Here is a 14,067-nt window from a genome sequence, read left to right as displayed (position 1 = left end):
ACCTCAAGTACCGCCGCTACTACCACCAGTTCGACTACTAAGAGCTGGTCACGGGTCCGATATCTTGGCTGGTTGATATCTCGACCCTGCACAAGGGCGTCCGCAATTGCGCGGGCGCCCTTTTTGCGTTGTGACAAGAGACTGCTGCTAACCGCTTGCCCTATGTTTCCAAATGAATACGGTGTGAGCCGAGGAGGACGATTCTCCCCGCAAACACTCTAGTATGCTAAAGTACCCAGAAGACCGGCGGAGCTATGCCGGTCTTTCGTTCTATATGAAACACAGCATGAGGAGGCTCACCAGATGACGGCCACACCGTGGGGATTCCGGGACATATTGCCCGAGGAGGCTCAGGCGCGCGAGGAGATCGCGCTGACGGTGAAGGGCTGCTTTAGGGAGCATCATTACCTGCCGGTCGAGACGCCGCTACTCGAGGACAAGGGTTCGCTCGAGGAAGGCGGCCGCATCGCGGATACGCCGTTTAAGCTCTTTGATGACGACGGTCGCCTGCTGGTGGTCCGTCCCGACAACACGCTGCCGATCGTTCGCCTGGTTTCGACTCGCATGCGCGCGGCCGACCTGCCCCTGCGCCTTCGCTACGAGGCGCCGGTGGTTCGCGAGTGCCAGCGCAATGCCGGCGGCTCGCGCCAGTTTACACAGCTGGGCTTTGAGCTTATCGGTGCGGGCGATACCGCGGGCGATGTCGAGATTGTCTCGCTCGTGGCCGAGGCGGTGCGCAAGCTGGCGCTGCCCGATGCACGCATTATCGCAGGTAGCGTGCGTCCGTTTAAGGAACTGCTCGCGGCGTGCGAGGATCGCGAGCTGGCTGCCGAGGCCCTGCGCTGCGTGCACGCCAACGACTTTGTGGGCCTCGATGCCCGCGTGGCGGCAAGCACCGAGTCCGATGCCGTCAAGGCCGCCATTAGCGAGCTGCCGCGTCTGCACGGCGGTGCCGAGGTACTCGACCGCGTGGACGCGCTGCTGGAGGCCGCCGGTATCGTCGCGCCGCTGACGCGCGAGCTGCGTGCCCTGGTTGAGGGCCTGGCACCCGAGGACGCCCAGGTGCTGTCGTTCGACTTCTCCATCATGAACTCTTTCGATTACTACACGGGCCTGGTCTTTAAGGCTTATGCCGGCGGCCTGCCCGATCCGGTCGGTTCGGGCGGACGCTACGACTCCATCTTTACCGGCGCATTTGGCGACGGCATCGAGGTACCGGCGGCGGGTTTTGCCTTTTCGCTCGAGCGTCTGGAGGCCGCGCGCACCTCGGCCGAGGACGCCGCTTCCGACGGCGATCACGCCGTGGGTCGCGGCGCCGAGGGTCCGCTGCGCATCGCCGTGCCCAAGGGCTCGCTCAAGGCCGACACGCTCGACGTGCTCGAGGCCGCGGGCTTGGACGTCTCTGAGCTGCGTGACCCCGGCCGTCACCTGATCGTGCGCGGCCGCGACACGCGTGTCGGCGAGGGCGCGGTCGGCGATATCGAGTTTGTCATCGTGCGCCCCAGCGACGCGCCTGCTTTTGTGGGCTGTGGCGGTGCCGATTGCGGCATCTGCGGCTGGGATTCGCTTATCGAGGCAGACCTCAACCTGCTGCAGCTGGTCGACCTGGGCTATGGCCTGTGCACCTTTATCGAGGCGGAGCCCGCATGGCGCGCCGGTCAGGCCGAGCGCAACTATGCTCGCCGCGGGTCGCTTCGCGTGGCAACCAAGTATCCGCGCATCGCGAGTGCCTGGTATGCCGAGCGCGGCGTGAACGCCGACATCGTTTCGCTGCACGGCAACATCGAGCTGGGCCCCATCGTCGGCATGACCGATCGCATCGTGGATATTACCGCCACGGGCGCCACGCTGCGCGACAACGACCTGGTCATCACCGGTCGCATCATGGACTGCACGGCCCGCTTCTTTGTCAACCCGGGTGCCGCGCGCCTTGATCCGCGCGTACGCAATCTGGCAGATCGCCTGGCCGCGGCCGTTAAGGACAAGCATTTTGAGCCCGTCGCGGGCTCGGCACAATAGCGCGAGCGCGCACGGGCGCCCCAACGTACGGGCTGCGGGCCGATTGGCGCCGCCGCCCGGTCTCTCGTTTTTCGAACATAACCTCGACCGATAGGGGATACCGATATGAAGACCATCAAACTTGCTCCCGGTGAGCGCCTCGTTACCAACCAGCTCAACCGTAAGGGCGTGCTGCCGCAAAACATCGTCGACGCCGCCCGCGATATCGTGGCCAACGTGCGCGCCAATGGCGATGCCGCGGTGCGCGACTACTGTCGGCGTTTTGACGGCGTTGAGCTGCAGAGCTTCCGTCTGCCGCAAGAGCAGATCGATGCCGCGCTCGAAGGCCTCGATCCGGCCTTTGTCGCCGCGCTCGAGAAGGCCGCGCGCCAGATTCGCGAGTTCCACCAGCGCGAGGTCGAACAGAGCTGGTTTACCACGCGCCCGGACGGCACGATGCTCGGCGTTAAGGTGACCCCGTTCGCGGCGGCTGGCATCTATGTGCCGGGCGGTCGCGCGCAGTATCCCTCCACGGTGCTCATGAACGCCATTCCCGCCAAGGTTGCCGGCGTCAAGCGCGTGGTTATGGTGACCCCGCCGCAAAAAGACGGCCTGATCAGCCCCTACACGCTCGCCGCGGCAAAGCTCGGCGGCGTGGACGAAATCTATATGGTGGGCGGCGCCCAGGCCGTGGCCGCGCTGGCATACGGTACCGAGACCATTCCGCGTGTCGATAAAATCACCGGTCCGGGCAACGCCTTTGTCGCCGCGGCCAAGCAGATTGTCTCGGGCGACGTGGGAATCGACATGGTCGCTGGCCCCTCCGAGGTCTGCGTACTGGCCGATGCCACGGCCAAGCCCATGGTGGTCGCGGCAGACCTGATGGCCCAGGCCGAGCACGATCCGCTGGCAGCCTGCTATCTGGTGACTTGCGACGAGCAGTTTGCGCGCGAGGTCGAGGCTGGTATCGACATTCTGGTGGCGCAGTCGCCGCGTGCCGAGATCACGCGCGCCTCGCTCGACAACGAAGGCACCATCGTGGTGGCCGCCGATATGGCTGCCGCCGTCGAGGCCGTGAACACCGTGGCGCCCGAGCACCTGGAGCTGCACTGCAAGGATGCGATGGGCCTGCTCGGCGGCATTCGCAACGCCGGCGCCATCTTTGTGGGCGCCTGGAGCTCCGAGCCGCTCGGCGATTATGTTGCCGGCCCCAACCACACGCTGCCGACCGGCGGCACGGCCATGTTCTCCAACCCGCTTTCGGTCGAAGAGTTCGTTAAGCGCTCGAGCGTCATTTGCTATACGCCCGAGGGCCTGCTCTCCGACGCTCCCGCCACACAGCGTCTGGCCGAGGCCGAGGGCCTGTGGGCGCACGCGCTATCCGCCGCCCTGCGTCGCCGTGTGCTGGAGCAGGGCGAGGATGCCGTGAGTGCCGAGTCTCTGGCCGCGGCCGACCTGACCAAGGTCGCTTGGCCGGGTGACGCCGTGGCGACGGTTGCCGAGGGCGTTGACCTGGCGGCTGCGGGCGCGGATGGCGTTGGCGCGACCGGCGAGGAGGCCTAACATGGCCGAACTCACGCCGCGCATGAAGGAGCTCGTCCAGCCCTACCTGGCCGGCATTGAGCCCTATGATCCCAACTTTACGCCCACGCGCATCAATCTTTCGGCCAACGAGAACACCTATCCCGTGCCCGCTGTCGTGCGCAAGGCGGTTGATGCGGCCTTGGCTGCTACGCCGCTCAACCGCTACCCCGATCCCATGTCCAACGACCTGCGCGACGAGCTTGCCGCTTGGCATGGCGTGGCTCGCGAGAATATCTGCGTGGGCAACGGCGGCGACGAGTTGCTCTATAACTACCTGCTGGCGTTTGGCGGCGCGGGACGGACCTTGCTCAACTGCCCGCCGTGCTTTAGCGAGTACGCGTTCTTTGCGTCGCTTTGTCAGACCGAGGTGCGCGATGTGTGGCGCGATCCGGTAACCTTTGAGCTCGACCAAGCGGCTGTGCTCGCCGTGGCGCCGGAGTGCAACCTGGCCATCGTGACCTCGCCCAACAATCCCACGGGCGATGTGGCACCGCTCGACTTTGTCGCGGCCCTGTGCGATGCGTGCCCCGGCATGGTCATGGTCGACGAGGCCTACGTTGAGTTTGCGGACGATTCGTTTGGCGCGGCCACCACGGCGCAGGGGCTTATCGCCGAGCATCCCAACCTGGTGATTCTGCATACGCTGTCCAAGGCGTTTGGCGCCGCCGGCACGCGTCTGGGCTATGTGATCGCGGCGCCCGAGGTCATCGATGTGTTTGCGGCGATTCGCCAAATCTACTCGGTTAACGTGCTAAGCCAGGCCGCCGCGCTTGCCTGCGTACGTGCCCGCGATGCGTACGCACCCGTGGTGGCACAGGTTGCATCTGAGCGCGAGCGCGAGCTGTGCGCCCTACGCGCAATGGCTGCCGAGGGTCTGCCCGTGGAGGCGTGGCCGAGCGCGGCGAACTTTGTGCTCGTGCGCACGCCGCATGCCACGCGCGTGCGCGAGCGTCTGCGCGACGAGTATTCGATTTTGGTGCGCGACTTTAGCTACGCGCCGGGGCTCGCGGACTGCCTGCGCATTACCGTGGGCACCCCGCAGGAAAACGACGAGGTACTGGCAGCGTTTGCCGCGCTGGTGAAGGAGGAGATGTAGATGGACCGCTATGCCGAGGTAACCCGCAAGACGGGCGAGACCGACATTGTCGTAAAGCTCGACCTGGACGGATCTGGCGTGTGCGATATCTCGACCGGCGTGCCGTTTTTCGACCACATGCTCAACGCTTTTGGCCGCCATGGTCTGTTCGATCTGACGGTGCACGCGGTGGGCGACGTCGAGGTCGATGCGCATCACACCGTCGAGGACACGGGTATTGTACTGGGCGAGGCGTTTCGCCAGGCGCTGGGCGACAAGGTGGGCATTACGCGCTTTGCCGACGCGGCGATCGCCATGGACGAGACGCTTGTGATGGCTGCCGTTGATATTTCGGGCCGTGGGCAGGCCTACTGCGAGCTGCCCGTACCGACTGAGCGCGTGGGCAGCTTCGATACCGAGCTGGCCGTCGAGTTCTTCTACGCCTTTGCGCGCGACGCCAAGCTCACTCTGCACGTGCGCGAACTGGCGGGCGGCAACTCGCATCACATTATCGAGGCCGCCTTTAAGGCCGTGGGCCGCACGATGCGCCAAGCCTGTGAGCTGGACCCTCGCGTGCAGGGCATCCCCAGCACCAAGGGTTCACTGTAACCGCCACAAGGGTAAAAACCACCACGAAGGTGCCTGTCCCCTTTGTGGTGGTTTTGGATGATGGGAAAAGGGAGGGTCGCGTGGGCGAACCGAAGATTGTGGTGGTCGACTACCACAAGGGCAACTTGTCGAGCGTTGTGCGCGGGCTTGCGCGCGCCGGTGCCGCCGCCTGCACGTCGGACGATCCGGAGCAGATCCGCAACGCCGACGGCCTGGTCATCCCGGGCGTGGGCGCGTTCTATGACGCGATTGTCTTTATGCGCCAAAGCGGCGAGGCGGCGGCCGTGCTCGACGCCGTTGCCGCCGGAACTCCGCTGCTCGGCATCTGCCTGGGCCTTCAGCTATTTTTTGAGCGCGGCAACGAGGGCGTGCCGGCGGACGAAGGCGCGGACGCGGACGACGATGCCTCCGAGCAGGCTGGCGGTCCCTGGGTCGATGGCCTGGGTATTATGCGCGGCTCGTGCACACGCTTGGAGTCGAGCCGCCTGAAGGTGCCGCACGTGGGCTGGGACCAGGTGCACATGACGCCCGCCGGCGCGGCCGATCCGCTGCTTGCTGGTTTTGCCGAGGGTGCCAACATGTACTTTACCCACAGCTACGCGGTGGCCGACGACGCCGATGCCGCCGATGTGCTGGCGCGCACGCACTATACGCGGAGCTTCCCGTGCATCGTGCGCCATGGCAACGTGTGGGGCTGCCAGTTCCATCCCGAGAAATCCTCCGCGCTGGGTCAGCGCATCCTTAAGAACTTCGTCAACATCGTCGAGGAGGCTGGCCGATGATCCTGTTTCCCGCAATCGATCTGATCGGCGGCAAGGTCGTGCGCCTGGAGCGTGGCGACCGCAGCCGCTGCAAGGTATATTCCGACGACCCCGTGGCCGTTGCTCGCTCGTTTGCCGAGCAGGGCGCAAGCTGGGTGCACGTCGTCGACCTGTCCGCTGCCTTTGGCGAGGACGAGGACACATGCGCTGCCAACTCGGCGGCGATTAAGGCCATCTGCGGCGTCAACGGTCTGTCCGTGGACGTGGGCGGCGGCGTCCGCTCGCTCGCGCGCATCGACGAGTTGGCCGGCTACGGTGCGCGCCGCATTGCGCTGGGCACCGTGCTGGTGACCGAGCCGGGTTTTGCCGAGGTGGCAGCCAAAGGTTTTGGCGAGCTGTTGGTGGCCGACATTGCCGCATACGACGGCCAGGTCAAGGTGAACGGCTGGCGTGATGGCGCGGGCGTGGCACTCGACGATGCCGTGGCACAGCTCACCGAGCTGGGTTTTAAGCACCTGGTCTACACCGACATCGCGCGTGACGGCATGCAGACGGGCATCGATGTGGCGGCGTATCGCCATGTGGCCGAGGTCGCGGGCTTTCCCGTCGTGGCATCGGGTGGCATCTCGACGCTCGACGACATCCGTGCGCTGGCCGCAGTGGGTGAGGGCGCGATTGAAGGTGCTATTACCGGTCGCGCGCTCTACGAGGGCAACTTTACGCTGGTACAGGCGCTGGCCGCCGCCCGAGGGGAGGAGTAGTCCATGCTTACCAAACGTGTGATTCCCTGCCTGGACGTCAAGGACGGCCGTGTGGTCAAGGGCGTCAACTTTGTGAGCTTACGCGATGCGGGTGATCCGGTGGAGCTGGCGCGTGCCTATGACCGCGAGGGTGCGGACGAGGTCGTCTTCCTGGACATTACCGCCACGAGCGACAACCGTGCGACGACTATCGAGATGGCGGCGCATGCGGCCGAGGAGCTCGCTATTCCCTATACCGTGGGTGGCGGTTTCCGCGACTTGGCGGGCATGCGGACCATGGTTGCCGCCGGTGCCGATAAGGTGTCGCTCAACTCTGCCGCCGTGCGTGACCCGTCGCTGATCAGCCAGGCTGCCGCGGCGTTTGGCAGCCAGGCCGTGGTCGTGGCGATCGATGCCAAGCGCGTTGGTTTGCCCGGCGCATCCGGTGCCGACAAGTGGGAGGTCTTTACCGCGGGAGGCCGCAACGCCACGGGCATCGACGCGGTGGCGTGGGCCGAGGAGGCGGCTCGCCGCGGCGCCGGCGAGATCCTGCTGACCAGCATGGACCGCGACGGCACCAAGGCTGGCTTTGACCTGGCGCTCACCCGCGCCGTGGCGCGCGCGGTGCCGATTCCGGTGATTGCGAGCGGCGGCGTGGGCACGCTCGAACATTTTGCCGAGGGCGTGATCGAGGGCGAGGCTGATGCCGTGCTGGCGGCCAGCGTCTTTCACTTTGGGACGTTCAGCATTCGCCAGGTGAAGGAGTATATGGCCTCTCAAGGTATTCCCGTGAGATTGGATTTTTAAATGGAGCAAGTGGCAACTGCGTCCGAGCTTAAATACGACGCCCGTGGGCTGATTCCTTGTGTGGTTCAGCAGTACGACACCGGCGAGGTGCTTATGGTTGCTTGGATGAACGAGGAGTCGGTGGGGCTTACGCTCAAGACCGGTACCACGTGGTTTTGGAGCCGCAGCCGCCAGGAGCTCTGGAACAAGGGCGCGACGAGCGGCAACATGCAGGCGGTCAAGGAGCTTTGGGCCGACTGCGATAGCGATACGCTGCTGGTCAAGGTCGACTCGCCGGGCCCGGCCTGCCATACCGGCAACCGTACCTGTTTCTTTAAGAAACTCGCGTAGGGCGGGCGCTCGATTAGACGCTCGGCCACCAGAAAGGATTGAACCATGGGTGTGCGCACCGCAAACGTTCAGGATGGAAATATCGGTGAGACGCTGACAGGTCTGGCCGAGGTGATTCACGGTCGTCGTGATGCATCGCCGCAGGAGAGCTATACCGCGCGTCTGCTGACCGACGTCGAGGACGAGCTGCTCAAGAAGCTTGCCGAGGAGGCAAGCGAGGTGATCATGGCCTGCAAGGATAACGATCACGATCACATCCGCTACGAGGCCGGCGACCTGGTCTACCACTTGCTCGTGACGCTTGAGCGCTACGGCATCACCCTCGACGAGTTGGCCGGCGAACTCAACGCCCGCCGCCACTAGTCATTGGGGACGTTCTTAAACGACTAGTCGTTTGGGACAGTCTTTGTTGGTGTAACGGGGTCATGGAAGTTGCGGTGAAATAGGGACTGTTTAAGCGCTTCATCAGGCAAAACAATCCCTATTCCACCGCAACTTATGAAGGGATGGCTAGGCGAGGGGTGTGGATTCCCATTCGCCGGTGGGGTGGGGGACGTCGAAGGCTCGGTAGCCACAGTCGTAGGCGTGTGCCTGGGCCTCACGGATGTTCCAGCAAATGTCGCAGGCGCGGTGTGCGTCCGAGCCAAAAGTGATCGGCACCTCGGCGTGGGCAAAGCGGCGCAGCAATCCGGTCGCGGGATAGTAGTCTTCGAGGCCCTTGCGCGGTGCGGCGGTCGAGACCTCAACGCGGCGGCCTGTATCGTGCGCGCACTCGGCCATCTGCTGCCAAAACGGTGCGGGGTCTAAGTCGGGCGCAAAGCCTTCCTTCGAAAAGCGCATGACCAGGTCGGGATGGGCCATTACGTCAAAGTTGAGTGAGCTTTCGCAAGCGCGGCACCAGTCGTCGACGTAGCGCTCCCACACGCCGTGTACCCCCAGGTTTTCCCAAACATGCAGGTTGGTGTCATCATCGATCCAGCCGCAAAGGGAATCGGGTGTATCGGGGCGAGCGACGTTTTCCGTTCCCGCCGTACCCGCGGCACCGGCCATGATATCGCCTGGGTTGCCAATCCAATGCACGCTGCCCAGGCGTACGACGGCGTCCTGGGACCAGCGCTCAACCAAAGGCTCGCAGCCCTCGTACCAATCGCATTCAAAGCCATAGATAAGCTCGAGCTCCGGCGCGATTTGCGCGGCAAGCTTGCGGGCATCCTCAAAAGCCAGACGATGTGCCGGCAGGTCGCCCTCAGTAACCTGCACTTCGCAGTTGGCATCCATGCTGGCGGGCAGTGTGAGATGGTCGGCCGAGACCATGACGCGGCAGCCGGCCGCAGCAGCGGCGCGAACGTTGTCTTCAAACGAGGCATGGCCGTCCGAGAACGAGGTGTGGGTATGGCAATCGACCAGCGGGCAGGCAGACATGGCGACTCCTTTGCATTTGGCGAATCCGCTCCATTGTAATGTTGCAGCTCTCAACACGCCGCGCGCCGGAGCTCGAAATCGATTGGAAAGGCTGCGCGGCGCGGCCTCGCTTGCTCCAATACATGTACATCAGCCTCCAAAAGCTGCAAATAATGACATGTTTGGAGGCTGATGTACATGTTTGGCCGGGGCGGTGGAGTGTCGGTTTCTTGTCGACAAGGAAAATCGCGCTCATCACGCGCCGTCACACTCGCGCAGCCTGCGATGTGCTAGCGTTTGGGTGAACAAAACGAGCCCGCGCGGAAAGGATCCAGACCGTATGCAATGCGATAGCACATCCCCGCTGTCTCGCGAGACTGATGCGCCCGAAACTATCGTCAAACTGGAGTGCGACATCGATGATGCGTCGCCCGAGGTGCTTGCCTACGCTGCCGATTGCCTGCGCAAGGCCGGCGCCCGCGAGGTGCATTGGTTGCCGCTTTACTGCAAAAAGGGCCGCCCCGGCTGGCAGCTGCAGGTAATCTGCTCGCACGATGATATCGAGCGCTTGCAGACGATTATCTTTTTGGAGACCACGACCAACGCCATTCGTCGCCAGGTGATGGAACGCGTTTGCCTGCCACGCCGCTTTGAGCGCGTAACGACGCCATGGGGCGAGGTATCCGTTAAGGTGGCGACCCTGCCCGACGGCAGCGAGCGCGCGGCTCCCGAGTACGAGGATTGCGCCCGTCTTGCCCGCGAACATGGCGTGCCGCTCCAACGCGTGATGCAGGCGGCTCAGAGCGCGGCACTGCGATTCGAGTAACACGGTAGATGGGCTCCGCATCCGCCGGATCCCGTATTCAGCCCCCATCAACCCCATTCGAAAGGATCTCCCCATGAAATACCTCATCGCTTCCGACATCCACGGCTCGGCATACTGGACCGAGCGCCTCTGCGCCGCCATTGAGTCCGAGCAGCCCGACCGCATCGTCCTGCTGGGCGACCTGCTTTATCACGGTCCGCGCAACGACCTGCCGCGCGACTATGCTCCCAAGCGCGTGATTCCGCTGCTCAACGCCCTAGCCGACCGCATCATCGCGGTGCGCGGCAACTGCGACGCTGAGGTCGACCAGATGGTCCTCGACTTCCCCGTCATGGCCGACTACGCCACGCTGTTTGACGAGACCGGCCGCGAGCTGTTCCTGACGCACGGCTATGTCTTTGGCGCCGGCATGCACAACAGCGTCGACCACGCGCCCGCGCTGCCCGAGGGCTCCGCGCTCGTCTACGGCCACACGCACATCAAGGTCAACGAGGAAAGCGCCGCGCACCCGGGCCTGTGGCTCTTCAACCCCGGCAGCGTGAGCATCCCCAAGGACGGCTCGCACAGCTACGGCATCTACGAGGGCGGCGCGTTCCGCCACGTGATCCTGGAGGAGGACTAACCATGGCGCAGCATATGGCTCAGCAAAATGCCGAGGGCTCGCGCGATCTGCCCACGCTGATAGACGCGTCGGCCGAGCTGCAGCATCTGGTGCAGACCATCTGGCGTCTGCGTCAGCCCGATGGCTGCCCGTGGGACCGCGAGCAGACGCACCGCAGCATCGGCAAGAACATGATCGAGGAGGCCTACGAGGCGCTCGACTGCATCGAGGCGGACGACGCGGTTCACCTGCGCGAGGAACTGGGTGACGTGCTCATGCAGGTCGTGCTGCATGCGCAGATTGCTGCCGACGCCGGCGAGTTTACGCTGGCCGACGTGGCGCGCGATATCGACGCCAAGCTCATTCGCCGCCACCCGCACGTGTTTGGCGATGCGGATGCCGAGAGCTCCGACGAGGTGCTCAAGATTTGGGACGAGGTCAAGCTTGCCGAGAAAGCCGCCAAGGACAAGGCCGTGGCGGCGGGCGAGGCCGCGCCCGAGGGTCTGCTCGATGGCGTGCCCACGCATCTGCCGGCGTTGATGCAGGCGCAGAAGGTGTCACGCAAGGCGGCCGCCGTAGGCTTTGAGTGGGAGACGGTCCAGGACGTGTGGGACGAGGTTGCCGAGGAGCGTGCCGAGTTTGAGGCCGAGGCCCCTGGCTCGCCCGAGCGCGAAATGGAGTTTGGCGATCTGCTCTTTGCCCTGGTCAACGTCGCGCGCAAAGAGGGGATCGACGCCGAGAGCGCCCTGCGCGCCAGCACGGCAAAGTTCCGCCGTCGCTGGGCCGCGATGGAGCAGATGGCGTCCGACGCCCACGTGGATCTTGCCGAGCTTTCGACCCACGACCTCAACGACCTGTGGGATGCCGCAAAGGCGGAGGAGTAAGACTGCGGGAACGACGGGCTGACATGCCTCATCGTTCCCGCTAAATTTTTCGAAAATCAAGTGTATCCCTCGGCTAACTTAGGGCATAATGCAAAAAGTGCGACATGGCTAACTTACGGAGACGCACCGATGGTGCACGGTCAGCCGGTCGCTTGCATCCACTACGTTTCCAAGTGAGAGGGAGACAACATGAGCGATATTTTGGACGTCTACGGTCGCGAGGTGCTCGACAGCCGCGGCAACCCCACCGTAGAGGTCGAGGTCGTGCTCGAGGACGGCAGCTTCGGTCGCGCGATGGTGCCTTCGGGCGCTTCGACCGGCGCCTTTGAGGCATGCGAGTTGCGCGACGGCGACAAGGGTCGCTACCTGGGCAAGGGCGTCTCGCAGGCCGTCGAGCACGTCAACAACGAGTGCGCCGATGCCGTCGTGGGCCTCGATGCCTTCGACCAGCGCGCCGTCGATGCCGCACTGATTGCCGCCGACGGTACGCCCAACAAAACCAAGCTCGGCGCCAACGCCATCCTGGGCGTGTCGCTGGCCGTTGCCCGCGCCGCTGCCGAGTCGGCGGGCCTGTCGCTGTACCAGTACCTGGGCGGCGTCAACGCCCACCTGCTGCCCACGCCCATGATGAACATCCTCAACGGCGGCGTGCATGCCGACAACAACGTTGACTTCCAGGAGTTCATGATCATGCCCGTGGGTGCTCCGAGCTTTGCCGAGGGCCTGCGCTGGTGCGCCGAGGTCTACCACACCCTCAAGGGCGTGTTGCACGAGGCCGGCCTGGGCGGCGGCGTGGGCGACGAGGGCGGCTTCGCGCCCAATCTCAAGACCAACGCCGAGCCGTTCGAGTACATTACCAAGGCCGTGGAGAAGGCTGGCTTTAAGCCCGGCGTCGACTTCATGTACGCCATGGATCCGGCATCGACCGAGTTCTACAACGCCGAGACCGGCATGTACGAGCTCAAGGGCGAGGGCGTTGAGTACACGAGCGCCCAGATGGTCGATTACTGGGAGAAGCTTGTCGACACCTATCCCATCATCTCCATCGAGGATGGTATGGCAGAGGAGGACTGGGACGGCTGGGTCGAGCTCACCCGCCGCATTGGCAACAAGGTGCAGCTCGTAGGCGACGACCTGTTCGTTACCAACACCGAGCGCCTTAAGAAGGGTATCGAGCTGGGCGCCGCCAACGCGATTCTGGTCAAGGTCAACCAGATCGGCACGCTCACCGAGTCGCTCGAGGCTATCGAGACCGCCAAGGAGGCCGGCTACGCTTGCATCGTGAGCCACCGTTCCGGCGAGACCGAGGACTCCACGATCGCCGACCTGGTCGTGGGTGTTAACGCCGGCCAGATCAAGTCGGGCGCCCCGTGCCGCAGCGACCGTATTGCCAAGTACAACCAGCTCATCCGCATCGAGGACGAGCTCGAGGGCAGCGCGCGCTACGCCGGTAAGGCCGCGTTCTACAACATTCGCTAAACGGGCGAATTTGGCGAGGGGGAGGCTGACTCGGTTCCTCCCCGTCTTGGCTGGATGCCGCAAAGAACTATGGGCGCTGGGCCATACGGCTCAGCGCCTTTTTTATGTCGAGCAAAGGCTGGCGAAGGCGGTGCGGGCGCTCGTGCTATAACTAAAGGACTTAGCGCAAACAAACCTCAACCGCACAAGGCGCACATGGATCAGATTTACGACAACAGGTATTATTCCGCCGGTTCGCGCGAGCCGTCGCCTCGTCGTGCGCGTACCGCACAGCTTGGCGGGTCTGGTTATGCTGGTGCTGATCGCTCCAGGTATAGCTCGCCGGCGACTTCGCATCCCAATGCTCAGCCAAATAGTTCCTCGGATAGTCCGGTGCGCCCATCGCGTTCCAAGCATGCGTCGCGCCCTTCGACCCAGGCGTCCGACAAGCCGCGCCGTCCCTCAAGCCGTCTTTCCGGCTCGGACTTTATGCACTACGCCAACGACAACGCAGCGGTCAAGGCAATTTACGACTTTACCCACGGTCCTCAGCGAGGGCTGTTTATCGGTATTGTCGTCGCCCTGGTGCTCGTGAGCCTGTACTTTCCCGTGCGCGACCTCTACGTTGCCAAACGCTCGAGCGATATCTTGGCCAAGCAGGTCGAGATTCGCCAGCAGTACAACGACGAGCTGCAGAAAAGCGTCGACAAGCTGCTCTCAGAGGAGGGCATTAAGGACGCGGCGACCGAGGACCTGGGCCTGGTGATGCCCGGCGAGACCAAGATTGACGTGCTGGGCCTGGACGACGATTCGGACTCGTCGTCGAGCAAAAAGTCCTCGAACGCCAAGAAGGCCAGCGAAGTCGCCAAAGAGATCGAAGAGGTCGGCAAGGACGCGCCGTGGTACATCCAGACGCTCGATATGCTGTTTGGATTTAACGGCGTCGAGGGCCAGACGGTCGTGTCCAACGGCAAATAGCGCCCGGAGGGGAGC

15 protein-coding genes are annotated in these 14,067 nt (G+C 64.0%); 14 read left to right on the top strand and 1 reads right to left on the bottom strand.

Annotated elements, in window-relative coordinates; all coding sequences use genetic code 11:
* The first annotated feature begins 303 nt into the window (after positions 1–303).
* The 9 genes from hisG to hisE all read left to right on the top strand — a co-directional run bounded on the left by hisG (position 304) and on the right by hisE (position 8,267).
* Complete coding sequence (gene hisG / locus DWY51_RS04015) at positions 304–2,019, top strand: ATP phosphoribosyltransferase (protein WP_117769955.1); 1,716 nt, start codon at positions 304–306, stop codon at positions 2,017–2,019.
* Positions 2,020–2,124: 105 nt separating this feature from the next.
* Positions 2,125–3,561, top strand: a complete 1,437-nt coding sequence (hisD, locus tag DWY51_RS04010; protein WP_117769954.1) for a histidinol dehydrogenase — start codon at positions 2,125–2,127, stop codon at positions 3,559–3,561.
* Between the two features lies 1 nt (position 3,562).
* Positions 3,563–4,678 carry a histidinol-phosphate transaminase gene (gene hisC / locus DWY51_RS04005; protein WP_197032780.1) on the top strand — a complete coding sequence of 372 codons (1,116 nt, stop codon included), beginning with the start codon at positions 3,563–3,565 and terminating at the stop codon, positions 4,676–4,678.
* Complete coding sequence (gene hisB / locus DWY51_RS04000; RefSeq protein WP_117769952.1) at positions 4,679–5,266, top strand: imidazoleglycerol-phosphate dehydratase HisB; 588 nt, start codon at positions 4,679–4,681, stop codon at positions 5,264–5,266.
* Positions 5,267–5,346: 80 nt separating this feature from the next.
* Complete coding sequence (locus DWY51_RS03995) at positions 5,347–6,048, top strand: imidazole glycerol phosphate synthase subunit HisH (protein ID WP_117769951.1); 702 nt, start codon at positions 5,347–5,349, stop codon at positions 6,046–6,048.
* Positions 6,045–6,788, top strand: coding sequence for a HisA/HisF-related TIM barrel protein (locus tag DWY51_RS03990; protein ID WP_117769950.1), 744 nt, complete (start codon positions 6,045–6,047; stop codon positions 6,786–6,788). Before DWY51_RS03995 ends, DWY51_RS03990 begins: the two co-directional genes overlap by 4 nt.
* Positions 6,789–6,791: 3 nt before the next feature.
* Positions 6,792–7,574 (top strand): imidazole glycerol phosphate synthase subunit HisF, encoded by a 783-nt coding sequence (gene hisF / locus DWY51_RS03985; RefSeq protein ID WP_117769949.1) that lies wholly within the window; start codon positions 6,792–6,794, stop codon positions 7,572–7,574.
* A gap of 9 nt (positions 7,575–7,583) precedes the next feature.
* Complete coding sequence (hisI, locus tag DWY51_RS03980) at positions 7,584–7,904, top strand: phosphoribosyl-AMP cyclohydrolase (RefSeq protein WP_369832480.1); 321 nt, start codon at positions 7,584–7,586, stop codon at positions 7,902–7,904.
* Positions 7,905–7,949: 45 nt separating this feature from the next.
* Positions 7,950–8,267 (top strand): phosphoribosyl-ATP diphosphatase, encoded by a 318-nt coding sequence (gene hisE / locus DWY51_RS03975; RefSeq protein ID WP_006235893.1) that lies wholly within the window; start codon positions 7,950–7,952, stop codon positions 8,265–8,267.
* A gap of 147 nt (positions 8,268–8,414) precedes the next feature.
* Here the strand turns inward: hisE and DWY51_RS03970 are convergent, their stop codons facing one another.
* Positions 8,415–9,326 carry a PHP domain-containing protein gene (locus DWY51_RS03970; RefSeq protein ID WP_117769947.1) on the bottom strand — a complete coding sequence of 304 codons (912 nt, stop codon included), beginning with the start codon at positions 9,324–9,326 and terminating at the stop codon, positions 8,415–8,417.
* Positions 9,327–9,645: 319 nt separating this feature from the next.
* Here DWY51_RS03970 and larC point away from each other — a divergent pair, with 319 nt between their 5' ends.
* From larC to DWY51_RS09635, 5 genes are all read left to right on the top strand, one after another.
* The gene (gene larC, locus DWY51_RS03965) at positions 9,646–10,131 is read left to right on the top strand and encodes a nickel insertion protein (RefSeq protein WP_117769946.1); all 486 of its coding nucleotides are present in this window, start codon (positions 9,646–9,648) and stop codon (positions 10,129–10,131) included.
* Between the two features lie 73 nt (positions 10,132–10,204).
* Positions 10,205–10,753, top strand: coding sequence for a phosphodiesterase (gene yfcE / locus DWY51_RS03960; protein WP_117769945.1), 549 nt, complete (start codon positions 10,205–10,207; stop codon positions 10,751–10,753).
* A gap of 2 nt (positions 10,754–10,755) precedes the next feature.
* Positions 10,756–11,616 carry a nucleoside triphosphate pyrophosphohydrolase gene (gene mazG / locus DWY51_RS03955; RefSeq protein WP_117769944.1) on the top strand — a complete coding sequence of 287 codons (861 nt, stop codon included), beginning with the start codon at positions 10,756–10,758 and terminating at the stop codon, positions 11,614–11,616.
* Positions 11,617–11,805: 189 nt separating this feature from the next.
* Positions 11,806–13,095 (top strand): phosphopyruvate hydratase, encoded by a 1,290-nt coding sequence (eno, locus tag DWY51_RS03950; RefSeq protein WP_117769943.1) that lies wholly within the window; start codon positions 11,806–11,808, stop codon positions 13,093–13,095.
* Between the two features lie 195 nt (positions 13,096–13,290).
* Complete coding sequence (locus tag DWY51_RS09635; protein WP_229025880.1) at positions 13,291–14,052, top strand: septum formation initiator family protein; 762 nt, start codon at positions 13,291–13,293, stop codon at positions 14,050–14,052.
* Positions 14,053–14,067 lie beyond the last annotated feature (15 nt).

Source organism: Collinsella sp. AF25-2LB (genome assembly GCF_003458415.1).
Lineage (GTDB): Bacteria > Actinomycetota > Coriobacteriia > Coriobacteriales > Coriobacteriaceae > Collinsella.
This window is presented reverse-complemented; position numbering and strand designations above follow the sequence as displayed.

Bases quoted from the DNA above. Each gene is read 5' to 3' on its own strand.
- hisG (WP_117769955.1), top strand. From the start codon at position 304: ATGACGGCCACACCGTGGGGATTCCGGGACATATTGCCCGAGGAGGCT.
- hisD (WP_117769954.1), top strand. From the start codon at position 2,125: ATGAAGACCATCAAACTTGCTCCCGGTGAGCGCCTCGTTACCAACCAG.
- hisC (WP_197032780.1), top strand. From the start codon at position 3,563: ATGGCCGAACTCACGCCGCGCATGAAGGAGCTCGTCCAGCCCTACCTG.
- hisB (WP_117769952.1), top strand. From the start codon at position 4,679: ATGGACCGCTATGCCGAGGTAACCCGCAAGACGGGCGAGACCGACATT.
- DWY51_RS03990 (WP_117769950.1), top strand. From the start codon at position 6,045: ATGATCCTGTTTCCCGCAATCGATCTGATCGGCGGCAAGGTCGTGCGC.
- hisF (WP_117769949.1), top strand. From the start codon at position 6,792: ATGCTTACCAAACGTGTGATTCCCTGCCTGGACGTCAAGGACGGCCGT.
- hisE (WP_006235893.1), top strand. From the start codon at position 7,950: ATGGGTGTGCGCACCGCAAACGTTCAGGATGGAAATATCGGTGAGACG.
- DWY51_RS03970 (WP_117769947.1), bottom strand. From the start codon at position 9,326: ATGTCTGCCTGCCCGCTGGTCGATTGCCATACCCACACCTCGTTCTCG.
- larC (WP_117769946.1), top strand. From the start codon at position 9,646: ATGCAATGCGATAGCACATCCCCGCTGTCTCGCGAGACTGATGCGCCC.
- yfcE (WP_117769945.1), top strand. From the start codon at position 10,205: ATGAAATACCTCATCGCTTCCGACATCCACGGCTCGGCATACTGGACC.
- mazG (WP_117769944.1), top strand. From the start codon at position 10,756: ATGGCGCAGCATATGGCTCAGCAAAATGCCGAGGGCTCGCGCGATCTG.
- eno (WP_117769943.1), top strand. From the start codon at position 11,806: ATGAGCGATATTTTGGACGTCTACGGTCGCGAGGTGCTCGACAGCCGC.
- DWY51_RS09635 (WP_229025880.1), top strand. From the start codon at position 13,291: ATGGATCAGATTTACGACAACAGGTATTATTCCGCCGGTTCGCGCGAG.